Source organism: Desulfohalovibrio reitneri, from assembly GCF_000711295.1.
GTDB classification, from domain to species: domain Bacteria; phylum Desulfobacterota; class Desulfovibrionia; order Desulfovibrionales; family Desulfovibrionaceae; genus Desulfohalovibrio; species Desulfohalovibrio reitneri.
Window position 1 is genome coordinate 75001 of record NZ_JOMJ01000003.1, and the last position, 21245, is coordinate 96245.

Consider the following 21245-nt stretch of genomic DNA (forward strand, 5'->3'; position numbering starts at 1 on the left):
CAGTATGCGTGGAGCCATCCTTGAAATACCACCCTTGCCAGTCTAGGGCCCTAACCCGTAGCCGTCATCCGGCGCGGGGACAGCGTCTGGTGGGTAGTTTGACTGGGGCGGTCGCCTCCCAAACAGTAACGGAGGCTCGCAAAGGTCCCCTCAGGCTGATTGGAAACCAGCCGTCGAGTGCAAAAGCAGAAGGGGGCTTGACTGTGAGAGAGACATCTCGAGCAGGGACGAAAGTCGGCTTTAGTGATCCGGTGGTCCCGCATGGAAGGGCCATCGCTCATAGGATAAAAGGTACGCCGGGGATAACAGGCTGATCGCGCCCAAGAGTTCACATCGACGGCGCGGTTTGGCACCTCGATGTCGGCTCATCACATCCTGGGGCTGGAGCAGGTCCCAAGGGTACGGCTGTTCGCCGTTTAAAGTGGTACGCGAGCTGGGTTTAAAACGTCGTGAGACAGTTTGGTCCCTATCCTCTGTGGGCGCAGGAGAACTGCGAGGGGCTGCCCCTAGTACGAGAGGACCGGGGTGGACGAACCTCTAGTGTTCCAGTTGTCGCGCCAGCGGCACGGCTGGGTAGCTACGTTCGGAAAGGATAACCGCTGAAGGCATCTAAGCGGGAAGCCTGCCTCAAGATAAGTTCTCCCTGGAGCTTCGGCTCCCTGAAGATCCCTGGTAGACCACCAGGTGGATAGGCCGGAGGTGGAAGCGTGGCGACACGTGGAGCTGACCGGTACTAATCGATCGTGCGGCTTACTCCCCATACTTACAACGCGCTCCTCGTTGCCATTCATATACTTGAAGGCATTTGTCCTGGTGGCCACAGAGCGGGGGTCACACCCGATCCCATTCCGAACTCGGCAGTTAAGACCCGCATCGCCGATGATACTGCGGACTAATCCGTGGGAAAGTAGGTCGCCGCCAGGGCTCATTTCCAAAAGCCCCCGGTTCTCAAAAAGAGATCCGGGGGCTTTTTTTTTTAGTGTTTACTTGCAGTTGCTGGCTTTGTCCTTGGCTAGGCATTCATTGCACAGTTCACCGGAAGACGGTTTGGTGGGGCTGGTTTCCACGTCACCGCTTTTGGGGTAATTGGAGCAATTGCCGCACCAATGCCACGTGTCGTTACCTTTGCGGCGCTTGTACGGAGATGGCATGTTACAACTCCTGGTTTAGTTTTTTTTAGGTTGCATAATTCGATATTTCGAATCAACAAGCAAGTCAAGTCTGGCCTATGATTCTACTCTTCGACTTCGACGGCACCCTGTTCGATACTATGCCCTCCATCATCCACGCCACGCGGGAGACGTTTCGGCGGGCCGGGTTGGCGGAGCCGGCCGAGGCCGCAATTCGCGGGGCTATTCGTGACGGGCGCGGGCTGGAGTATTATCTTGGTCGGCTCAACCCGGACATCGCCAAACCGGACATGCCGGACTGGGTGCTGAGCTGGCGGGCGGTGTATGACGCCGAAGCCCACGCCCTGAGCCGCCCCTTTCCCGGTGCGGTGGAGGCGGTGGCCCGGTTGCATGGGCTGGGGGCCAAAGTGGCGGTAGTCTCCAACAAGGGCGAGCCCGCCTTGCTCCGCTCGGTGAAGGAGGCCGGCTTCGGGCCGTTTGTCTCGGCCGTTGCCGGTGACGCCCCGCCCCGGCCCAAGAAGCCAAACCCGCAGATGTACCGCCAAGCTATTCTGCCCGCTTTCTACGGCGAGGAACCGGGCCGCGTTGTCATGGTGGGCGACAGCGCTGCCGATTTGGAGTTCGGCCGCAACATCGACGCGCGCGTAGTCTGGGCCGCCTACGGATACGGCGATCCCGCCGCCTGCCTGGCCATGAACCCGGACGTGGTGCTTGACTCCCCGGCCGATCTGGCCGACCTCATGGTGACGTGAGCCTCAACTCCACCCTGCGCGACGTCTGTTCCCTGTTCGGCGTCGCTTTTCACCGCATGCGCCGCGACATCGACCTTCCGGGTTCACCCGAGCGTTGCCTTGCGCGCACAGCCATCGAGGACGAACGCGGCGAGGTTTTTGTGCTGGAGCGGCTGCCCATCATCGGCAGGCGGCGGCGCGAGGGCGTGGCCCGCACATTGTTCGAACTGCATCGTGGCGGCATGGAGCAGGTGGCAGCTCCCCTTCGCAGCCGGAGTGGTGAGTTTGCCACCCAGGCCATGGAGTACTGCTGGCGGTTGACGCCGTTTGTGCGCGGTGTCCCCTTGCCGCAGCCGGACTACGTATTCGAGGAGGCGCGCGGACACGCCCTGGCCGCCTTCATGCTCCGACTGGATCACCCTGACACGCCAGCGCCCGCCGATCCGCCGGACCTGCCGTGGCGATTGGACGCTTTTGCGGACGACCTGCGCGCCAAGCTGGCCGTACGCGAGCCCAGCGTGCTCTCGCGTATCCGCCCCGCCCTGGACGCCCTGACGCCGTTCCTGGCCGAGTACGCATCTTTGCCCACCACCCTGCGCCATGGCGACCTCCACCCCGGCAACGTTATCTGGGATGAAGCGGGCGGCATCAGGGCGGTCATCGACTGGGAGTTCTGCGGAGCGCGGCCGCGCCTGTACGATCTGGCCGTCTGCCTTGGCTGCCTTGGTTTCGAAGATCCGCGTGCCCTGGCGCGGGGCGCTTCCTCCGCCATGCTGGGCGACTTGCTGGCGGCGGGGTATCTGGTTGAGGATGAGGGACCGCTTCTCTTCAACCTGACCCTTGCCCTGCGACTGGGCTGGCTGGCGGAGTGGCTGCGCGGCGGCGAGCGCGGTCTGCTGCAGCAGGAACTGGACTACCTGGACCTGCTTCTCCGCCTGCGTCCCAGGCTGGAGGCGCACTGGGCGAGAGGCGGCAAGGGCGGCTGACCCCCTTTTTCCGGTCGGGGAAATGCTGTACCGCTGACGCGCGGGTCTCGCCGCCCGCGTGATCAACCACGGTGGAGCGAATGTCTCTGAAGATAGCGGCCCACGAGGTGCCGGACGACATTTTGCGGCGGTTGCGCGCCGCCCTGCCCCAGGCCGACTGGTGCGAGCCAGGCGCGGATGTCTGCCTGTTGTCTCCAGCCGCGAAAGTGCCCGAGTCGCAGTCTTTGCCCGGGCCGGTCCTGGCTCTTGCGGACGGCCCTGAGGACGCCGCGGCCGCGCTGGCCAACGGGGCGTCGGACGTACTCCGGCTTCCCTTTTCCGGCGACGAGCTCCGCCTGCGCGTGGAGCGGCTGCTCGCCGACCGTGCCTGCGAAGACAGGCTGCGACACGCCTTGAAGCAGTTGCCGGTCATGGTTTTCGCCGAGGACGACGACGGCGGCCTAAGTCCGGGCCAGGGCTTGGTCCAGGTCGGCGATGATGTCCTCCACCGTCTCCAGGCCAACAGAGATGCGAACCATCTCCGGCGAGACCCCGGCCTGCTCCAATTCCTTTTCCCCCATCTGGGAGTGGGTGGTGGAGGCGGGGTGGATGACCAGGGTCTTGGCGTCGAGGATGTTGGCCAGGTGGGAGCACAGTTCCACCGACTCGATGAACCGCTGCCCGGCCTCGCGCCCGCCGTTGAGGCCGAAACCGAACACCGCCCCCGGCCCCAGCGGCAGGTAGCGCTTGGCCCGCTCGTGGTCCGGGTGGTCCGGTAGTCCGGCGTAGTTGACCCAGTCCACCTTGGGATGCCCGGCCAGGAACTCGGCCACTTTGCGGGCGTTTTCCGCGTGGGCGCGGGCCCGCAGGGGCAGTGTCTCCATGCCCTGCAAAATGAGGAAGGCGTTGAAGGGCGACAGGCAGGCCCCGGTGTCGCGCAGGAGCGATGTGCGTAGCTTGAGGATGTAGGCCATGCATCCCCTGGTTCCGCCCTCGAGGTCGCAGAAAGTCTCGGTGAAATCCAGGCCGTGGTAGGTGGGGTCCGGCTCGGTGATTTCGGGGTACTTGCCCCCGCGCTCCCAGTCGAAGCTCCCCTTGTCCACCACCGCGCCGCCGATGGTGGTGCCGTGTCCGCCGATGATCTTGGTCAGGGAGTAGACCACGATGTCCGCTCCGTGATCGCAAGGGTCCAGCAGCGGCGGCGGGGAGACGGTGTTGTCCACCACGCAGGGCACGCCCAGTTCGTCGGCCACCTTGGCGATGGCCTCGAAGTCGTCCACGTTGCAGCGCGGGTTGCCGATGGATTCCATGTAGAGCAGCCGCGTGTTCTCGTCCGCGGCCCGGCGAAAGTTCTCCGGATCGGAGGAATCCACGAAGCGGCATTCGATACCGAAACGTTTGAGTGTGTGGGCGAAGAGGGTATGGGTGCCGCCGTACAGGTTGGAGCCGGAAACGAAGTTCTGTCCCGCCTGGCAAATGGTGGCCACGGCGTAGAACACAGCCGCCATGCCGGAGGCGGTGGCGCAGGCCCCGGCGGCGTCGTGCAGTGCGGCCAGCCGCGACTCCAGCACCTCGCAGGTGGGGTTCATGATGCGGGAGTAGATGTAGCCGGACTGGCGCAGGGCGAAGAGGTCAGCGGCGTGCTCCACCGAGTCGAAGGTGTAGCTGGTGGTCTGGTAGATGGGCACGGCCCGGGCGTTGGTCTGGCTGTCCGGTTTTTGCCCGGCGTGCAGGGCCAGGGTTTCCGGTCCCAGGCGTCTCTCAGCCATTGTCGTCTCCTTGTCTGGGGTAGGGGCAGGCTTTCACCGTGGGCAGGGAGAAGAAGAAGGTGCTGCCCCGCTCGGGCAGCGACTCCACCCAGATGTCCCCGCCGTGGCGCAGGACGATCTGTCGGCTGATGGCCAGCCCAAGGCCGGTGCCCGTGGGCCGGTCCTTCATGGAGTCTCCCCTGGCCTGCACGAATTTCTCGAAAATGCCTTCCTGTTTGTCGTCGGGAATGCCCTCGCCGGTGTCGGACACCGCGATGAGCACGTGATCGCCGCCGCTCCAGGCGTGCACCGAGACCCCGCCCGAGTTGGTGAACTTGGCCGCGTTGGTCAGCAGGTTGACCAGCACCTGGATGAGCCGGTCGAAGTCGCCCAGCACGTAGGGCATCTCCGGGGCGATCTCCAGTTCCAGGGGCAGCCCCTTGCGATGGTAAAGGTCCTGGCAGGCCATCCCGGCCCGGCGGATGACCTCGGCCATGTCCACGGCCTCGCGCTTGAAGTCGCCCCGGCCCGCCTCCAGGCTGGAGATGTCCAGCAGGTCGTCGATGAGGCCGGTCAGCCGATGACTTTCCTGGGTGATGATGTCCAGGTTGTCCTCCACCTGGGAGGTGGTCCGGGTCAGTTTGTCTTCCGCCGCTTCGTCCTCCGGCTTGAGGCGCGGGAAAATCTCACCGCGCAGCTTGCGGGTGATGATCTGGGCGAAGCCCCGGATGGCGGTCAGTGGGGTGCGCAACTCGTGGGAGACCACGGAGAGGAATTCGCTTTTGGCCCGGCTGGCTTCCTCGGCCTTTTCCTTGGCCTGCAGGTAGCGCCGTTCGGTGGCGGCGTGGCGGCGCACCTCGTTCTGCAGCCGCTCCACGGCGGAGCGCAGCTCGCGGGTGCGCTCGTCCACCTTGCGTTCCAGTTCGTGGTGGGCGCGCTCGCGCTCCTCACGCACCTGCACCTGGGCGGTCACGTCCCTGGCCGAGGCCACGGCCAGCCGCCGTCCGTCCACGCTGACCACGCGCACGTTCATTTCCAGAGGGGGGATTTCCCGCCCGTCCAGGCGCATGGCCGAGGCCTCTGTGTCCAGGCGCACGGTTCCCCCGCCGCGCACCAAGGCGCGGTGGAAACGGGACCCACCCTTGGGCGTGAGCAGGCCGGTGATGGGTCGGCCAAGCAGTTTCTCCCGCGAGGCGTCGAGCATGGACAGATCCCCGGTCACATCGGTGATGCGGCCGTCGCGGCCGTCCACCAGGAACACCACGTCGCTGGAGAGGTCCATGATGGTGCGGAACTGCTCCAACTCGGCGATCTTCTCCTTAAGTTGCGGATAGTGGCTTTTGGAGACGGAGCGCTCGCCGAGCCCGATGAGGGCGTCGCGCAGGGAGCCTTTTGCCTGTCTAGAGGGCTTGCTCATAGATGCGGGCGATGGCCGCCTCGTCCGCGGCCCGGGGATTGGTCAGCAGGCAGGGGTCCTGGGCGGCCATGGAGGCCAGATGGGCAACGTCCTCGGGCCGAACGCCCAGGTCGCCAAGGGATTGGGTCACTCCGGCCAGGCGTTTCAGTCCGCGGGCCGGTTCCAGGGCGGCCTCGCGAGCTTCCTCGGCCGGAGTCCCCGCCGGGATGTCCGCGCCCATGGCCCGGGCCAGGTTCAGGAAGCGCTCCGGGGAAGATTCGTAGTTGTAAGCCATGACGTGATCCAGGAGAATGGCGTTGCACATGCCGTGGGGCAGGTCCAGGAAACCGCCCAGGCTGTGCGCCATGGCGTGCACCGCGCCCAGGATGGCGTTGGAGAAGGCCAGCCCGGCGTACATGCTCCCCAGGGTCATGCGGCCACGCACCTCCAGGTCGCGCGGCTTGTTCACGGCGCCCTCCAGATTGGCGGAGATGAGGCGAACCGCTTCCAGGGCGTACAGGTCGGTCATGGGCGAGGCGGCGTTGGAGACGTAGGCCTCAACCGCGTGCGTCAGGGCGTCCAGCCCGGTGTGGGCGGTCAGTTCCTCGCCCATGGTGGTGGTGGGGATGGGATCGATGAGGGCGGCGTCCGGCACCACGGTCTTGGAGACGATGGCGATTTTCACTCGCCGCTGGGTGTCGTTGATGATGGCGAACTGGGAGACGTCGGCCGAACTGCCGGCCGTGGTGGGGATGCAGACCAGGGGCGGCCCGGGTCTGTCCACGTTGTCCACGCCCTCGAACTCCAGCACGTGGCGCTGGTTGGCGTGGGAGATGCCGATGCCCTTGGCGCAGTCCATGACGCTGCCGCCGCCAACGGCCACCAGGCAGTCGCAGGCGTTGCGGGCGTAGACCTCCACCCCGCGCATGACCTCCACGTCGCGCGGGTTGGAGGAGACATCGGAAAAATGGATTACACGAAGTCCGGCCTCGGCGAGGCTTTCTTCCACCTGGGCCGCCCAGCCCGCGCTCCGGATTCCCTCGTCCGCAACCAGCAGGGCCACGCGGCCGCCGTGGTTGCGGGCGTAACGCCCCGCCATTCCGGCGGCTCCGGCGCCGAAGACGAATTCCGGTGCGACGAACTTGCGCAATTCAAGCATGCTTCCTCTCCATGACCAGCCGTGTCAGCGAGTCCGGGTATTCGTCCAACCTAAAAAGAAACGCGTCCGGGGGCAATCCATAAGTGACCGGGCGGTGGAAGGCGTTCGGCCCGGCCTTGACCCGGCGGGCGGCCATGGGTCAATAAACCCTGGTTTGCGGGCGCGGGCTCGTGCCAGCCCCGGACGACAACATGGAGCGATCATGGACCAGCCAGTGCAAAAGCCCTGCGATCTCCTCGTCACCGCGGACGTGGTTCTCACCCAGGACGCGGAGCGGCGGGTGTTGCGGGACGGCGCCGTGGCGGTGGCCTTCGGCAGCGTCATGGCGGCCGGACCGGCCAGGGAAATCGAGGCCGCCTTCCGTCCGGCCGAGCGGCTGGATCTGGGGCGGTCGCTGCTGCTGCCCGGCTTGGTCAACTGCCACGCCCACTCGCCCATGACCCTGTTGCGCGGGCTGGCCGACGACCTGCCCCTCATGGAGTGGCTGGAAAACCACATCTTCCCGGTGGAGGCGGCGCTCACCGAGGACCTGGTGGAGACCGGCGCGGCCTGGGGCTGCCTGGAGATGCTGGCCTCGGGCGTGACCTGCTTCTGCGACGGCTACCTGCACACCCCCGGCGTGCGCCGGGCGGTGGACGCCACCGGCATCCGCGCCGTGGTGGGCGAGGGCGTCTTTTCCTTCCCCACCAGCGCCTGCCCGGACTGGCGGGCCGCCCTGGACCTCACCCGCGAGCAGGCCGGGGCCTGGCGGGACCATCCCCGTGTGCGCACGTCCGTGCTTCCTCATTCCGCCTACCTGGCCTCTCCGGAAATCCTGGAGGCCTGCGTGGAAACCGCGCGGGACCTGGGGCTTTTGCTGCACACCCACGCCGCCGAGTCCACGGACGAGACCGCCCAGGTGGTGGAGAGGCTCGGCGTGCGCCCCCTGGAGGTCCTTCGCCGGGCCGGTGCGTTGGGCGAAGGGACGCTTTTGGCCCACTGCGTGGACATCACGGACGAGGAGATCGACCTGCTGGCCGGAACCGGCGTGGCCGTGGCCCACTGCCCCCAGTCCAACATGAAGCTGGCCTCGGGCGCGGCCCGGGTGGCGGACATGCTGGCGGCCGGGGTTACGGTTGGCCTGGGCACGGACGGCCCGGCCTCCAACAACGACCACGACCTCTTTCAGGAAATGACCTCCGCCGCTCTGCTGGCCAAGGCGGTGAGCCGCGATCCCACCCTGCTTCCCGCCGAGGCGGTGCTGGACATGGCCACCCGCCGCGCCGCGGAATGCGTGGGCTGGCCGGAACTGGGGGCCATCGAACCTGGCCGGGCGGCGGACATGTGCGCCCTGGACCTGGACGCCCCCAGCCTGATGCCGCTCTACAATCCCGTTTCCCATTGCGTGTACGCGGCCACGGCCGGAGAGGTGGTTATGACCATGGTGGACGGCCGGGTGGTCTACCGCGACGGGGTGTTCCCCCACCTGGACGCGGAGGCCCTGCGTGAGGACATGGAAGAGGCGGCCTCCTGGGCGCGGGGCAAGGTGGTTTGACAACAAGCCCATTTGGCGCAAAAGCTATTCGTTTCACACGCACACACTGTCTGGATTACGAGGAGGAGGAACCATGCGTTTCGTCATCGCGGCCGTGCTGGCCGCCATGCTGGCCGTTCCGGCCATGGCCGGGGAAGCGGCCGCCGAAAAGGTCCGCGCGGCCTTCGTGCTGCTGGAGACCATCGACGACCAGGGCTGGACCCAGGCCCACTACAAGGGCATCAAGCACATGCAGGACGTGTTGGGCGACAAGGTGGAGGTGGCCTACACCGAGAACATTCACAGCCCCTCCGACGCCGAGCGCGTCATCCGCGACTACGCCGCCAAGGGCTACGACATCGTCTTCGGCACCACCTTCGCCTACATGGAGCCCATGCTGAAGGTGGCCCGCGAGTTTCCCGACACCGCCTTCGAGCACTGCTCCGGCTACAAGCAGTCCGAAAACATGGGCAACTATTTCGGCCGCATGTACCAGACCGAATACCTGGCCGGGTACATGTCCGGCCTGATGGGCTACAAAGACGTGGGCACCGTGGCCACCCAGCCCATCCCCGAGCCCATCCGGGGCATCGACGCCTTCACCATCGGCCTGCGCAAGGGGCTGGAGGAGCGCGGCGCGGAGTACGACGCGGACAAGCTGAACACCGTGGTCTGGCTCAACTCCTGGCGCGACCCCATCAACGAGACCACCCTGGCCGAGACGCTGGTCAAGCGCGGCCACGACCTCATCCGCCAGATGGCCGACACCCCGGACTCCTCCAAGGCGGCCTGCGCCATGGGCACCCCGGCCATCGGCTACGGCACCGACGCCGCCCGCTTCGGCGCGGACTGCGCCCTGGTTTCCACGCTGTGGAACTGGGGACCCTTCTACGTGCAGGCCGTGCGCGACGTGTTGAACGGCCAGTGGGAGGCGGACTCCTTCTGGGGCGGCCTGGACGAGAATATCGTGGAGCTTTCCCCCTTCCACGGTGACGTGCCCCGGGACGTGCGCGACAAGGTCATGGCCGAGGTCGCCAGGATCGAAGCCGGCGAGGTGGAGGTCTTCGCCGGGCCGGTCATCGGGCAGGACGGCCAGGTGCTGTACCCCGAGGGCGAGTCCCCCTCGGACAAGGACCTGCTCACCAAGCGCTTCTTCATCAAGGGCGTTGACGGCAAGATTCCCCAGTAGACCGCGATTCCGCCGGGTCCCCGCTCCGGGGGCCCGGCTTCATTTTTCCGCGAGGTGCCCATGTCCATTTACGCCGCCGCCCCCGAGTCGGGGGAAAAACACCTGCTGGATGTCCCCGGGCTCGACTACCAGGTGGAGTTGCCCTGGGTGCGCGTGCCCTCGGACGGGGGGCACGTGCGCATCGCCTCCCTCAACCTGGTGGGGCAGATCAAGCTCAACCATGACATGGGGCTGCTCATGGCCCAGCGCATCCGGGGCGCGGTGCCGGACCTGGAAGGCGTAGCCATCCTGACGGTGGTGGAAAAGGCCCTGCAACTCACCCAGGTGGCCGCCCACTCCCTGGGGCTGGACGCTGTGGCCGTGGCCTACAACCGGGTCAAGCCGCACATGGAGGCCGACGCCCGGCCGCTGGTGCAGGTGGGCTCGGAGTCCGTTACTTCCGGCGGCAAGATGCTGGCCCTGTACGAGCGCGACATCAACATCCTGGCCAAGGCGTACCGGGGGGTGCTCGTCATCGACGACGTGGTCTCCTCCGGCGGCACCATCATCGGGCTGGTGGACCTCCTCGACGCGGCCTTGGAGCGGGCGGGCAAGCCCAGCCCCGAGGTGCTCGGCATCTTCTGCGCAGCGCGCGAAGGGGACGGGCACATCCGCCTCTCCGCTCCGGTGCATTCCCTGGCCACCCTGCCCGAGCCGCGCCGCGACGACCAAAGCCATGGCTGAACCGCTTCTGGCCTGCCGGGGCCTGTCCAAGTCCTTCGGCCCGGTCAAGGCCAACCGCCGCATAGACCTCGACCTGCACCCTGGCGAGGTGCATGCCCTGCTGGGCGAGAACGGGGCGGGCAAGTCCACCCTCATGTCCATGCTGGCCGGGCGCTACCGCCCGGACGAGGGCGCCATCCTGCTGCGGGGCGAGCAGACACGCTTCACCTCCCCGGCCAAGGCCTGGGAGGCGGGCATCGGCATGGTCTACCAGCGGTTCATGCTGGTGGACTCCTTCACCGCGGCAGAGAACGTGCGGCTGGCCGTGCCCGGCGTGGGGCGGCGGGAGTTGCGCGCCCTGGGCGAACGCTACGGCCTGGCCGTGAATCCGGACGCGCGCGTGGCCGACCTCTCCATGGGCGAGCGGCAGCGGGTGGAAATCCTCAAACTTTTGGCCCGAGGGGCCAAAGTGCTCATCTTCGACGAGCCGACCTCCTCCCTCAGCCCGCCAGAGGTGGACTCCCTGTTCGAGATCATGGAGCGCCTCAAGGCCGAGGGGCACGCCCTGGTCTTCATCACCCACAAGCTGGACGAGGTGATGCGCACCGCCGACGTCATCTCCATTCTCCGCCGGGGCCGCATCGTGGCCGGTGGGCTGCGCCCCTCGGACATCTCCAACCGCCGCGAGCTGGCCCGGCTGATGGTCGGCCGCGAGGTGGTGCTCTCCGTGGACAAGGAGCCGGTGGAGAAGGGCGGGGTGGTGCTGCGCGCTCGAGGCCTGCGCGGGGCGGGGCCGTCCCCCGCCTTCGCGGACGTGAACCTGGAGGTGCGCAAGGGCGAGGTGGTGGCCCTGGCCGGGGTGGCGGGCAACGGGCAGTCGCGGCTGGCCAAGGCCCTGGCCGGAGTGGAACCGGCGGGCGAGGGCACCGTGTCCTGCCTTGACGTCGAGTTTCCCGCGGCGAAGTTCCGGGGCATCCCTCGCTGGCCTACGTGCCCGAGGACCGCGACGGCGAGGGCAGCGTGGCGGGCATGGACCTGACCGAGAACTTTCTGCTGACCCGCTCCACCGGCTGGCTTTTGGACCTGGACGAGGCCGAGTGCGACGCGTACGAGGCCATGGCCAATTTCGATATCGCCGCGCCCGGTCCCTGGGCCACGGCCGGGGCACTGTCCGGCGGCAACCTGCAAAAGCTCATCCTGGCCCGCGAGTTGTCTCGCCAGCCGGAGGTGCTCATCGCGGAGCAGCCCACCCAGGGGCTCGACGTGCGGGCCACCGAGGAGGTCTGGAACGCCCTGCTGGCAATGCGCCAGCGGGCGGGGGTGTTGCTTGTCACCGGCGATCTCAAGGAGGCCTTCAGCCTGGCCGACCGCATCGCGGTCATCTTCCGGGGGCGTATCATGGATGTTTTGGAAACCTCGGACCCCGAGACCATGGGCCGGGTGGGCCTGCTCATGGCCGGGGTGGAAGAGGGGGAAACGGCGTGAGGAACGCCCTGGCGCCCATCCTGGCGGTCGGCATCGCGGTGGCGGTGGGCGCGTGCATCTTTCTGGCCTTCGGGGTCAATCCGCTGACGGCCTACGGCGTCATGGCCTCGGGCGCGCTGGGCTCGGGCTACGCAATCACGGAAATCCTGGTCAAGGCCACTCCGCTGCTGCTCACCGGCCTGGCCGTGGCCCTGGCCGCGCGCATGCTTCTGTGGAACATCGGCTGCGAGGGGCAGTTGGTCATGGGCGGGGTGTTCGCCGCCGGGTTCGCCCTGTTCGCGGCGCCTGGCCTGCCGGGCTGGCTCATGGTCCCGGCGGTGCTGCTGGCGGGGGCGCTGGGCGGCGGCCTGTGGGCCGGGGTGCCGGGCTGGCTGCGGGCCCGCTTCGGGGCCTCGGAGATTCTGACCACCCTGCTGCTCAACTACGTGGCCATCCTGCTCATGGAGCACCTCTACTACGGCCCCTGGCGCGACCCCATGGGCTTCGGTTTCCCCGGCACGGCCGCCCTCCCCCTGGCCGCGGAACTGCCCCGGCTGACGGGTCGGGTGCATCTGGGCCTGCCGCTGGCCGTGGCGCTGGCCGTGGCCCTGTGGTGGGTGCTGGAGCGCACCCGCTTCGGCTACTCCGTGCGGGTCATCGGGCAGAGCCCCAAGGCGGCCCGTTACGCCGGGTTCAGCGCCAAGAGCCGCACCGTGCTGGTCATGCTGCTGTCCGGCGCGCTGGCCGGACTGGCCGGGGCGGGGGAGGTCTGCGGCATCCACGGCCGTTTGCAGGAGGGGCTGGCCGTGGGCTACGGCTACGACGGCATCATCGTGGCCTGGCTGGCCTCGCGCAATTTTCTGGCCGTGCCCGTGGCGGCCGCCGGCCTAGGGCTTTTGCTGGTGGGTGGCGATCAATTGCAGTCGCAACTTGGCCTGCCCTCGTCCATTTCCCTGGTGCTGGAGGCGGTGCTCCTGTTCGGTTTCCTGACCGGGGAGAAGCTGAGCGGCCGGTTGGCCCGGCGGCGGGAAGCCGCCCTGGAGGCGGGCAATGGGTGATTTCGTCTTTGTGGCCGAGATCGCGGTGCGTTCCTCGGTGGCGGTGCTTTTGGCCGCCCTGGGCGAGATAGTGGCCGAGCGTAGCGGTGTGCTCAACCTGGGCGTGGAGGGCATGATGCTCATGGGCGCGCTGTGCGGCTTCGCCACCGGGCTGGCCACCGGCTCAGCCCTGTTGGCGGTGCTGGCCGCGGCCGCCGCCGGGACGCTCATGGCCCTGCTGCACGCCCTCTTCTCCGTGGGCCTGCGCTCCAACCAGGTGCTCTCCGGCCTGGCCTTGACCATTCTGGGCATGGGGCTGTCCACCTTCCTGGGCCGCCCTCTCATCGGCGACCAGGGCGTGCGGCTGACCGCCTTGGACGTGCCCCTGCTGGCGGACATCCCGGTGCTGGGCGAAATTCTTTTCCGCCAGAACGCCTTCGCCTACCTGGCCTACCTGCTCATCCCCGTGCTGTGGTGGGTGCTGTTCCGCTCGGAGACCGGGCTGAAGATTCGCGCCTGCGGCGAGGGCGCGGCCGCGGCCGACGCCGCCGGAGTTTCCGTGGCCCGGGTGCGCACCCTGTGCACCGCCTTCGGCGGCGCGCTGGCCGGGGTGGCCGGGGCCTCGCTGTCCCTGGCCTACACTCCGGGCTGGAAGGCGGGCATGACCGCGGGGCAGGGCTGGATCGCCATCGCCATGGTCATCTTCGCGGCCTGGGGTCCGTTCCGGGCCTTCGCCGGGGCAGTGCTCTTTGGGCTGTTCACGGCATTGCAGTTCTATTTCCAGGCCACGGGATCGGACCTCATCCCCCCGGCGGTTCTGCGCATGCTGCCGTACCTTTTGACTATCGCCGTGCTGGTGCTGGTGAACACGGTTTCCAAACGCGGCGGCCCGCCCAGGGATCTGGGGCTGCCCTTCAGCCGCGAGGGCTGAGGACGGGGCGGGAAGCACCCCTTTGCCGCTTTCCTGCCCATCCATGACATGAGTTTCCAACGGCCCGCCCGGAGCTTTCGTTCCGGGGGGCGAGCGGGTATGCTGCCCGCGCCACAGCAACGAGCAAGGGAGAGAGCGCCATGGACCTGCGCGAACGTATCCGCGACATTCCCGATTATCCCAAAGAGGGCATCGTCTTTTTCGACATCAGCCCGCTTTTGTCCGACCCGGAGGCCTTCCGCTACGCCATCGACGAGCTGGCCGAGAAATTCAAGGATTCCGGGGCCACCAAGATCGCCGCGGCCGAGGCGCGCGGTTTCATCTTCGGCGCGCCCCTGGCCTACAAGATGGGCCTGCCCTTCGTGCCCATCCGCAAGCCCGGCAAGCTGCCCTACGACACCCGCGAGGTGACCTACGAGCTGGAGTACGGCTCCGACACCCTGTGCATGCACGTGGACGCCATCGAGGAGGGCGACAAGGTCTTGGTCATCGACGACCTGCTGGCCACCGGCGGCACCGTGGGCGGCGTGCTGGAGCTTCTCAAGCAGGCCGGGGCGGAGATCGCCGGAGTCGGCTTCATCATCGAACTGGGCTTCCTGGACGGCGGCGTGAAGATGAAGGAGTTCGGGCACGACCACAAGTGCCTGTTGACCATCGAATAGCCCGGGCCACGGCCCGGAGAGCACAGACAATCCGCGAGGAGCGGCGCATGCGCATCGGCATCATCGGCGGCAGTGGCCTGGACAACCCCGACATCCTCAAGTCCCCCCGCGACGAGGAGGTCCACACCCCCTTCGGCCAGCCCAACTCCACCCTGCGCCACGGCGAGATAGCCGGGCGGGAGGTGGCGCTTCTGGCCCGCCACGGCCGCAGCCACACCCATCCGCCCACTCAGGTCAACTACCGGGCCAACATCTGGGCGCTGAAGGAGGCGGGCTGTGACGTGGTGCTGGCCACCACCGCCGTGGGCAGCCTGCGCGAGGAGATCGACCGGGGGCACCTGGTGGTCCTGGACCAGTTCATCGACTTCACCCGCCGCCGCGACCTGACCTTCCACGACCGCTTCGAGCCGCACACCCCCGTGCACACCCCCATGGCCGACCCCTTCGACGAGCGGCTACGCGGGCTGTGCATCGACGCCTGCCGCGAGCTGGACATCCCCCACCACGAACGCGGCACCGTGGTCACCATTGAGGGGCCGCGCTTTTCCACCCGGGCGGAGTCGCACATGTTCCGCGCCTGGGGGGCGGACGTCATCAACATGTCCGTGGCCCCGGAGTGCGCCCTGGCCAACGAGGCCGGGCTGCCCTACGCCGCCCTGGCCATGTCCACGGACTACGACTGCTGGAAAACCGACGAGGAGCCCGTCACTTGGGACGAGATTCTGCGCATCTTCCAGCAGAACGCCGAGAAGGTGACCGGCGTGCTGCGCCGCGTCATCGCGGCGCTGGAGTAGGGCGGCGGTGGCCGCGCGCGGTGTTCTGCTCCTGGCCGTGGTCGTGGGGCTGGCCGTGTTCCCGCTCCCGGCCGCCGCTACGGAGGACGCGGACAACGCCACCGCGCTGACGGCGGCCGCGCCCGACGCCCCGCCGTACTCCATCGTCGATGGGGAGGAGGTCGCCGGGCTGCTGCCCGACCTGCTAACGGCCGTGGGGGAGAAGCTGGGGGTGTCCGTCCGTTTTCAACCCTGCCAGGACGGGGAGTGCCGCCAGATGATCGAGGCCGGCACCGTGGACCTGTCCGGCGGCCTGACGCCGCTGGACAGGGAAAGCGTGGACTGGCTGGAGCCGTCCTACGCGCCTCGCTCGGGCACGGCCTTTTTCGTCCGCGCTGACTCTCCCTGGCGAATCCGCGAATACGGCGATCTGCACGGGCTGCGCATCGCCGTGGATGCGGAACCCGCCCGCTTTCCCCGTTTCAAGGCCGACAATTCCCTGGACAAGCGGGAAACGGGCGGTCCCCAGGAATCCCTTCTGCTGCTGGTGCGCGGCGAGGTGGAGGTGGTGGCCTGCCCCGAGGCTGCCTGCGGCTGGTACGTCAAGGCCCTCCGCCTCTCCGGCCGCGTGCGCCGCTGCGTGTACGGCCACCCGGGGGAGGGCGGGCTGCGTCTGGGCAGCTCCCGCGCCTCGCCCCGGGCGGAGTTGGCCGGGGAGTTCTCCCGCGCCTTGTCCGAACTGCGGGACAGCGGCCGCCTGGAGGAAATCCGCGTCCGCTGGCTGGACTAGCCTTCGTCTTCCGGCCACGCCTCCGGCCAGTCGTCGGGGATGGCTCGCAGCCGCGCCAGCCTGGGCTCGTGCAGGGGCAGCAGGAAGTCCGCCTCCTGCCGTATCTCCAGCATCATGTCGTAAGCCGCTTTGGGGGAGCAGACCGTTCCCGGCGGGATTGCCTCCACCTCCATGGCCCGGATTTCCCTGGGCGGGTAAAAGTTCTCCCACAGCAGGCAGCAGCTGGGTATCACGGCCAGGCCGCGCGGGGTGTCCACGTAGACGCTCAGGCCGCCCTCGGTGTGGATGGGATGGTGGCGCACCCGGATGCCGGGCAGGATCTCCCGGCCGTCCTCAACGCACTCTACTTGTCCCCGTTCCAGCACACCCTCCATGTGTTCGTCCAGGTAGCGGTAGTCCAGGGGGTGAAAGGCTTCCAGGTTGTCCAGCTCGGCTTGGTGCGTGTAAATGCGGGCGTTGACGCAGGCCGCGTCGTTCTCGCAGTGGTCGGCGTGCAGGTGCGTGTGGACCACCGTGTCCACGTCCTCCGGCTTCAGGCCGAAGGCCCCCAGCCCCTCCTCGAAGGTGACGATGGACGCGCCGATGGCCGCCTCCCGCGCCTCGGAACGGATGGGGTGCGCCTCGCCCGTGTCCACCAGGACAACGCCGTGATCCCCCTGGAGGTACCAGGTGTAGATGGGTATGGTGTACTCGGTCCCGGGATGGTGCTGGTAGGTCATCATGGACTTGTCGAAGACCTTGGAGCCCATCACCAGGGGGTGTATGCGCCACTGGGCCATGGTGTTCTCTCCTTCGCCCGGTGACAGGAAGTCCGCCGCAGGCAGGGTAGCCCCTGGCGGGCGGCGAGGCAACCGGGTTTGACCCTGCCCTCGGGCACGGTCTATATGTATGCATTGCGGGATGGTGCCGCATCGAGGAACGCATGGCCCTTTCGAACAGACGTAATCTCCCACGTTTCCCCATGCGCCGCCGGGAGCGGGGGTTCATCGGCTACGTGCGCGTGGACCAGGGGCAGCTTTACCGGGTCCGGGTGCTGGACGTTTCCGACCAGGGTTGCCGGCTGGAGAACAGTGGAGACCTCGACATGCCCGCGGAGGGCGGCCGGGTCCAGGTGGAGGGCATGAGCCACGAGGACTTCGGCGCGCTGGTGGGCATGCGCGGCTACGTCCGCTGGGTCAGGCCGGATACCGGGCAGTTCGGGGTGCAGTTCGACGATCCCCTGGAGGTGGCCGAAACCCCGCTGGCGAGCCATTTCGCCAAAGGAAAGGTCTGAACCGGACCAACCCGTGAGCCACGCACGACGGCGGCTTTGAGGGTCTTGCCAGAGAACCGGGCGCCGGGTAGGTTGCCTGCCTTTCGCCAACAACACCAAGGAGCGGACATGCGAGTGGCGGTCATCGGCGCGGGAAGCTGGGGCACGACCCTGGCCGACCTGCTGGCCAGAAACGGGCACGAGGCCCGGCTTTGGGTGCGCGAGCGCGATCTGCTTTCCGAAATACGCAACAAGGGCGAGAACACCTGGTACATGCCGGGCGTCAAGCTGAACGAGAACGTCCGACCCTACCAGGAGACCGGCAAGGTCATGGAGGGCGCGGATGCCTACCTGCTGGCCGTGCCCTCGCAGTTCCTCCGCCAGATACTCACGGACAAGCGGGAGCATTTCGCCAAGAACCCCGTGGTCATTTGCGCCTCCAAGGGCATCGAGCGGGGCAGCCTGGCCACCATGTCGCAGGTGGTGGACGAGGCGCTGTCCTCCCTCAAGCCACGCTTCGCCATGCTCTCCGGCCCTTCCTTCGCCTTCGAGGTCATCCGGGGACTGCCCACGGCCGTGGCCCTGGGCTGTGCCGACAAGAAACTGGCCCCGCAACTGCAAGCCGCCTTCTCCAACGACACCTTCCGGGTCTATACCAACCCCGATGTGCGCGGGGTGGAACTCGGCGGGGCCATCAAGAACGTCATCGCCATCGCCGCCGGCGTGTCCGACGGCCTGGGCTTCGGCTCCAATGCCCGCGCCGCCCTCATCACCCGGGGCCTGGCCGAAATGACCCGCCTGGCCGCGGCCATGGGCGGAAAGCGTGAAACCTTCATGGGCCTGGCCGGCATGGGCGACCTGGTGCTGACCTGCACCGGCGAGCTGTCCCGCAACCGCCAAGTCGGCCTGCGGCTGGGCAAGGGGCAGACCCTGCTGGACATCCTCGACGAAATGAAGATGGTGGCCGAAGGGGTCAAGACCACCGAGGCGGTCTACGAACTCGGAAAACGCCACAACGTGGAGCTGCCCATCACCGAGACCGTGCACGGCGTGCTGAATCACGACCGCGACCCCAAGGAAGCCGTGGCCGCCCTCATGGCCCGGGAACTGAAGCAGGAATAGCCGGGGCGTTTTGCGCAGAGAAAGAAACCCCGGGCGCGTTGCGTGCCCGGGGTTTTACTTTCGATGCCGACGTAAGCCGTCAGACGCCTTTGTTTTGGGTTCGATTGCGTCTCATGTGTGAACGACTGTCTGGCTTGTGGCTCATTATTTCTCGAATATGAGACGCAAAATGCTTTGTGTCTATTATGTGAGACTCAGAAAACCTTTTCCCCTTCGGCAATGCTGAGAAGTTCAGGGAAGCAATACAAGGCTGGGCGTCGACCGCTACTTTCGCGGACGGTGACGAGAATCTTTTCGTCGCGCAGAAGGGAGAGGATGCGGCTGGCTGTTGGCCTTGGGATGTCGGATTCCTTGATAAACAAGGGAGTGAAGAAAATCGGAGTGTTGAAAATGAAGTCAACAGCCCTGATGGCATGCTGGGAGGTTCTTCCGGAATTGTCGTGGGTAGCAGCCTGAGGTAGTCCTCTGTTCTAGAGGAGACATTGCTCATGAGGGACATCGATTTCTATGCTCAGATTCTTGGCATTGACCACCCCTGGCATGTGGATGACGTGAAGCTCCAGACTGGGGCTGGGCGAGTGGATGTGTGGATCGATCATGAGCCTGGCGCTCTTTGGTCTTGCCCAGAGTGCGGGCGAGAGTTGGCTTGCCGGGATCATGCCGAAGAACGGACATGGAGACATCTAGATACCTGCCAGTTCAAGACATTTCTTCATGCACGTATTCCACGAGTTAACTGTCCTGATCACGGCGTACGCCAAGCACAGGTCCCCTGGGCCGCTCCCCATTCTCGTTTCACCCTGCTCATGGAGCGCATGGCCATTGACGTGATTACGGCCTGTTCGACCATCGAAGGTGCACGCAGGCTGTTGCGTATTTCCTGGGACGAGACCTGGGGGATCATGGAACGAGCCGTCAAAAGAGGCTTGAGCCGCAAGGAACAGCGCAATATCCACTACCTCGGGGTGGACGAGAAGGCTTTCCGCAAGGGACACAAGTACATGACCGTCGTCTGCGATCTGATGAGGGGCACAGTTGAGCATGTTGCTGAAGATCGCCGAACGGCGAGCCTCGAGGCGTATTATCAAAGCCTGAGTAGCGAGCAGCTGGAAGCAGTGCGGGCCGTGAGCATGGACATGTGGCAGCCGTATTTTTCGGCCACTATGAAGTGGATCCCTGAGGCAAGCCGGAAAATCGTCTTTGACCGTTTCCACGTCATGCAACACGTGGGGAAAGCGGTGGACACTGTCCGGCGTCAGGAACACAAGGCCCTGATGGCCGAAGGGGAGTCAATCCTCAAGGGCACCAGATACCTGTGGCTTTACGGCGAAAGCCGTCTGCCGGATAAGCACAGACCTCGGTTCGATGACCTCAAGCAGGCCAACCTGAAGACGGCCAAAGCCTGGGCCATGAAGGAAAGCCTGCAGGATCTGTGGGGCTACATGAGCCCTGGCTGGGCAAAGAGGTTCCTGGAGAAATGGTGCGGTTGGGCCACGCGATCCCGGATCACGCCGATGAAGAAGGTGGCCCAGACCTTGAGAGCTCACATGGACAACGTGGTGACCTTTTGCCGGCATCGAATCACCAACGCCGTGGCCGAGGGACTGAACAGCAAGATCATGGCAATCAAACGCCGAGCTTGCGGCTACAGGAACAAAGAGCACTTCAAGACGGCGATCTACTTCTTCTGTGGTGGATTGGACCTCTATCCGGCCTGCAAAACCGGAGCCACCCACTGAAATCCCGGAAGGACCTGCTGGGAATGTGTGACATCCACAACGTGCGTTTTGAGTCTTTCATAGAGTTGGAGAATCGCGCGGGCTTTCCGGTCGTTGGCGTTCGCCTGTTCAGTGATGCCTTTGAGGAAAAAAATACACCAATCGGTCCAGGCATCATCACGCGAGACAGCCCGTAAACATTCCAAATATTCATCGCGGTTCTCTTCAAGATAGCCACTCATATAAAAATCCGGGCTGGATAGCAGCTTTCGTTGATACAAAAAAAGTGGAATGAGCATTCGTCCGAGTCTGCCGTTTCCATCTTCAAATGGATGCAGCGCTTCGAATTCGACGTGCATAACGGCTAGTTGGACAAGCGCATCAAACACATTTTCACTTTGTATATACCTTTCCCAGTCGTCCATGCCATTTTGAAGATGCTCAGGAGGGATCGGAACAAAGCTCGCTTCTTCGATGGTACACCCCTTTGAACCAATCCAGTTTTGCTCTTTGCGGTATTGTCCAGGTGATTTGTTTCTGCCACGGACACCACGCATCAAAATGTCATGCGCCGCTCTAAGGATATGTTGGGAAAGAGGCCTTTGTTCCATTTCTTTGGTGCAAGCCATCATGGCCTTGCGATAATTCAGTACCTCCTCGGCATCATCCCTCTTGGGCTGTGTCATGCGTTCGGATTCACCCCCCGCTTCAATCTCCAGAACCTCACCTATAGTTACATTTGTTCCCTCGATTTTTGATGAAAGAACAGCCTCTTGGGTTGTCAGAGGAGAGAGCAGGACATGTTTGTTGGGAATAGCTGAAAGGAGGCCATCGTATCTACCTAGCGCAATAGTTGCTGGGCCGATAAGAGGAAAAAGCCTTTCAAGGTCAATATTGGTTGGTGGAAATTTTCCAAGATGATAGCGAACGGGGGATTTGCGCATTTGATTTGTGGATGTGTCG

At 65.7% G+C, this 21245-nt stretch carries 21 protein-coding genes and 2 rRNA genes (1 of these 23 running past the window's edge); 17 read left to right on the forward strand and 6 right to left on the reverse strand.

Annotation, left to right across the window (positions count from 1 at the left end):
* From N911_RS0100610 to N911_RS0100625, 4 genes are all read left to right on the forward strand, one after another.
* A 23S ribosomal RNA gene (locus N911_RS0100610) occupies positions 1-758 on the forward strand; it begins 2180 nt to the left of the window's first position.
* A gap of 51 nt (positions 759-809) precedes the next feature.
* A 5S ribosomal RNA gene (gene rrf / locus N911_RS0100615) occupies positions 810-924 on the forward strand.
* 304 nt (positions 925-1228) lie between these two features.
* Complete coding sequence (locus N911_RS0100620; protein ID WP_029893377.1) at positions 1229-1882, forward strand: HAD family hydrolase; 654 nt, start codon at positions 1229-1231, stop codon at positions 1880-1882.
* Positions 1879-2847: a phosphotransferase gene (locus N911_RS0100625; protein WP_051693766.1), complete on the forward strand. Its 969-nt coding sequence runs from the start codon at positions 1879-1881 to the stop codon at positions 2845-2847. The genes N911_RS0100620 and N911_RS0100625 overlap by 4 nt, the downstream gene beginning before the upstream one ends.
* Positions 2848-3287: 440 nt before the next feature.
* On the opposite strand, the gene N911_RS0100630 is transcribed toward N911_RS0100625, so the two are convergent.
* From N911_RS0100630 to ercA, 3 genes are read right to left on the reverse strand one after another with little or no spacing between them, the layout of a single operon-like run.
* Positions 3288-4595: an O-acetylhomoserine aminocarboxypropyltransferase/cysteine synthase family protein gene (locus N911_RS0100630; RefSeq protein WP_029893381.1), complete on the reverse strand. Its 1308-nt coding sequence runs from the start codon at positions 4593-4595 to the stop codon at positions 3288-3290.
* A complete protein-coding gene (locus tag N911_RS0100635; RefSeq protein WP_051693768.1) occupies positions 4588-5991 on the reverse strand; it encodes a sensor histidine kinase in 1404 nt (467 codons plus the stop codon). Before N911_RS0100635 ends, N911_RS0100630 begins: the two co-directional genes overlap by 8 nt.
* On the reverse strand, positions 5975-7129 hold the full coding sequence (gene ercA / locus N911_RS0100640) for an alcohol dehydrogenase-like regulatory protein ErcA (protein ID WP_029893385.1): 1155 nt from the start codon (positions 7127-7129) through the stop codon (positions 5975-5977). The genes N911_RS0100635 and ercA overlap by 17 nt, the downstream gene beginning before the upstream one ends.
* Before the next feature lie 214 nt (positions 7130-7343).
* Here ercA and N911_RS0100645 point away from each other — a divergent pair, with 214 nt between their 5' ends.
* From N911_RS0100645 to N911_RS0100685, 10 genes are all read left to right on the forward strand, one after another.
* Positions 7344-8663 carry an amidohydrolase family protein gene (locus tag N911_RS0100645; RefSeq protein ID WP_138774404.1) on the forward strand — a complete coding sequence of 440 codons (1320 nt, stop codon included), beginning with the start codon at positions 7344-7346 and terminating at the stop codon, positions 8661-8663.
* 73 nt (positions 8664-8736) lie between these two features.
* On the forward strand, positions 8737-9831 hold the full coding sequence (locus N911_RS0100650) for a BMP family ABC transporter substrate-binding protein (protein ID WP_029893389.1): 1095 nt from the start codon (positions 8737-8739) through the stop codon (positions 9829-9831).
* 60 nt (positions 9832-9891) lie between these two features.
* On the forward strand, positions 9892-10554 hold the full coding sequence (locus N911_RS0100655; RefSeq protein WP_029893391.1) for a type I phosphoribosyltransferase: 663 nt from the start codon (positions 9892-9894) through the stop codon (positions 10552-10554).
* Positions 10547-11572, forward strand: coding sequence for an ATP-binding cassette domain-containing protein (locus tag N911_RS18965; protein WP_341860284.1), 1026 nt, complete (start codon positions 10547-10549; stop codon positions 11570-11572). Before N911_RS0100655 ends, N911_RS18965 begins: the two co-directional genes overlap by 8 nt.
* Complete coding sequence (locus tag N911_RS19055) at positions 11524-12018, forward strand: ATP-binding cassette domain-containing protein (RefSeq protein WP_237559857.1); 495 nt, start codon at positions 11524-11526, stop codon at positions 12016-12018. The genes N911_RS18965 and N911_RS19055 overlap by 49 nt, the downstream gene beginning before the upstream one ends.
* Entirely contained in the window at positions 12015-13055 is a 1041-nt protein-coding gene (locus tag N911_RS0100665) for an ABC transporter permease (protein ID WP_051693770.1), read from the forward strand. Before N911_RS19055 ends, N911_RS0100665 begins: the two co-directional genes overlap by 4 nt.
* Positions 13048-13965 carry an ABC transporter permease gene (locus N911_RS0100670; RefSeq protein WP_029893395.1) on the forward strand — a complete coding sequence of 306 codons (918 nt, stop codon included), beginning with the start codon at positions 13048-13050 and terminating at the stop codon, positions 13963-13965. The genes N911_RS0100665 and N911_RS0100670 overlap by 8 nt, the downstream gene beginning before the upstream one ends.
* A gap of 140 nt (positions 13966-14105) precedes the next feature.
* The gene (locus N911_RS0100675) at positions 14106-14627 is read left to right on the forward strand and encodes an adenine phosphoribosyltransferase (RefSeq protein WP_029893397.1); all 522 of its coding nucleotides are present in this window, start codon (positions 14106-14108) and stop codon (positions 14625-14627) included.
* A gap of 47 nt (positions 14628-14674) precedes the next feature.
* Complete coding sequence (gene mtnP / locus N911_RS0100680; protein WP_029893399.1) at positions 14675-15421, forward strand: S-methyl-5'-thioadenosine phosphorylase; 747 nt, start codon at positions 14675-14677, stop codon at positions 15419-15421.
* A 7-nt stretch (positions 15422-15428) separates the two neighbouring features.
* Positions 15429-16190, forward strand: a complete 762-nt coding sequence (locus N911_RS0100685; RefSeq protein WP_029893400.1) for a substrate-binding periplasmic protein — start codon at positions 15429-15431, stop codon at positions 16188-16190.
* On the opposite strand, the gene N911_RS0100690 is transcribed toward N911_RS0100685, so the two are convergent.
* The gene (locus N911_RS0100690) at positions 16187-16969 is read right to left on the reverse strand and encodes an N-acyl homoserine lactonase family protein (protein WP_051693772.1); all 783 of its coding nucleotides are present in this window, start codon (positions 16967-16969) and stop codon (positions 16187-16189) included. The two genes, N911_RS0100685 and N911_RS0100690, sit on opposite strands and share 4 nt — an antisense overlap.
* A 182-nt stretch (positions 16970-17151) precedes the next feature.
* Between N911_RS0100690 and N911_RS0100695 the strand changes: the two genes are divergently transcribed.
* The gene (locus N911_RS0100695; protein ID WP_029893404.1) at positions 17152-17463 is read left to right on the forward strand and encodes a PilZ domain-containing protein; all 312 of its coding nucleotides are present in this window, start codon (positions 17152-17154) and stop codon (positions 17461-17463) included.
* 108 nt (positions 17464-17571) lie between these two features.
* Positions 17572-18564, forward strand: coding sequence for an NAD(P)H-dependent glycerol-3-phosphate dehydrogenase (locus N911_RS0100700; protein ID WP_029893406.1), 993 nt, complete (start codon positions 17572-17574; stop codon positions 18562-18564).
* Positions 18565-18758: 194 nt separating this feature from the next.
* Here N911_RS0100700 and N911_RS18385 read toward each other — a convergent pair whose 3' ends face one another.
* The gene (locus N911_RS18385) at positions 18759-18926 is read right to left on the reverse strand and encodes a hypothetical protein (protein ID WP_161781584.1); all 168 of its coding nucleotides are present in this window, start codon (positions 18924-18926) and stop codon (positions 18759-18761) included.
* Between the two features lie 126 nt (positions 18927-19052).
* Between N911_RS18385 and N911_RS0100705 the strand changes: the two genes are divergently transcribed.
* Positions 19053-20303, forward strand: a complete 1251-nt coding sequence (locus N911_RS0100705; RefSeq protein ID WP_029893407.1) for an ISL3 family transposase — start codon at positions 19053-19055, stop codon at positions 20301-20303.
* On the opposite strand, the gene N911_RS17840 is transcribed toward N911_RS0100705, so the two are convergent.
* Positions 20270-21226: a Fic family protein gene (locus tag N911_RS17840; protein WP_081859005.1), complete on the reverse strand. Its 957-nt coding sequence runs from the start codon at positions 21224-21226 to the stop codon at positions 20270-20272. The two genes, N911_RS0100705 and N911_RS17840, sit on opposite strands and share 34 nt — an antisense overlap.
* Positions 21227-21245: the final 19 nt, after the last annotated feature.

Bases quoted from the DNA above. Each gene is read 5' to 3' on its own strand.
- N911_RS0100650 (WP_029893389.1), top strand. From the start codon at position 8,737: ATGCGTTTCGTCATCGCGGCCGTGCTGGCCGCCATGCTGGCCGTTCCG.
- N911_RS0100635 (WP_051693768.1), bottom strand. From the start codon at position 5,991: ATGAGCAAGCCCTCTAGACAGGCAAAAGGCTCCCTGCGCGACGCCCTC.
- N911_RS0100690 (WP_051693772.1), bottom strand. From the start codon at position 16,969: ATGGCCCAGTGGCGCATACACCCCCTGGTGATGGGCTCCAAGGTCTTC.
- N911_RS0100655 (WP_029893391.1), top strand. From the start codon at position 9,892: ATGTCCATTTACGCCGCCGCCCCCGAGTCGGGGGAAAAACACCTGCTG.
- N911_RS0100630 (WP_029893381.1), bottom strand. From the start codon at position 4,595: ATGGCTGAGAGACGCCTGGGACCGGAAACCCTGGCCCTGCACGCCGGG.
- N911_RS0100695 (WP_029893404.1), top strand. From the start codon at position 17,152: ATGCGCCGCCGGGAGCGGGGGTTCATCGGCTACGTGCGCGTGGACCAG.
- mtnP (WP_029893399.1), top strand. From the start codon at position 14,675: ATGCGCATCGGCATCATCGGCGGCAGTGGCCTGGACAACCCCGACATC.
- N911_RS18965 (WP_341860284.1), top strand. From the start codon at position 10,547: ATGGCTGAACCGCTTCTGGCCTGCCGGGGCCTGTCCAAGTCCTTCGGC.
- N911_RS17840 (WP_081859005.1), bottom strand. From the start codon at position 21,226: ATGCGCAAATCCCCCGTTCGCTATCATCTTGGAAAATTTCCACCAACC.
- N911_RS0100620 (WP_029893377.1), top strand. From the start codon at position 1,229: ATGATTCTACTCTTCGACTTCGACGGCACCCTGTTCGATACTATGCCC.
- N911_RS0100700 (WP_029893406.1), top strand. From the start codon at position 17,572: ATGCGAGTGGCGGTCATCGGCGCGGGAAGCTGGGGCACGACCCTGGCC.
- N911_RS0100670 (WP_029893395.1), top strand. From the start codon at position 13,048: ATGGGTGATTTCGTCTTTGTGGCCGAGATCGCGGTGCGTTCCTCGGTG.
- N911_RS0100705 (WP_029893407.1), top strand. From the start codon at position 19,053: ATGAGGGACATCGATTTCTATGCTCAGATTCTTGGCATTGACCACCCC.
- N911_RS0100675 (WP_029893397.1), top strand. From the start codon at position 14,106: ATGGACCTGCGCGAACGTATCCGCGACATTCCCGATTATCCCAAAGAG.
- ercA (WP_029893385.1), bottom strand. From the start codon at position 7,129: ATGCTTGAATTGCGCAAGTTCGTCGCACCGGAATTCGTCTTCGGCGCC.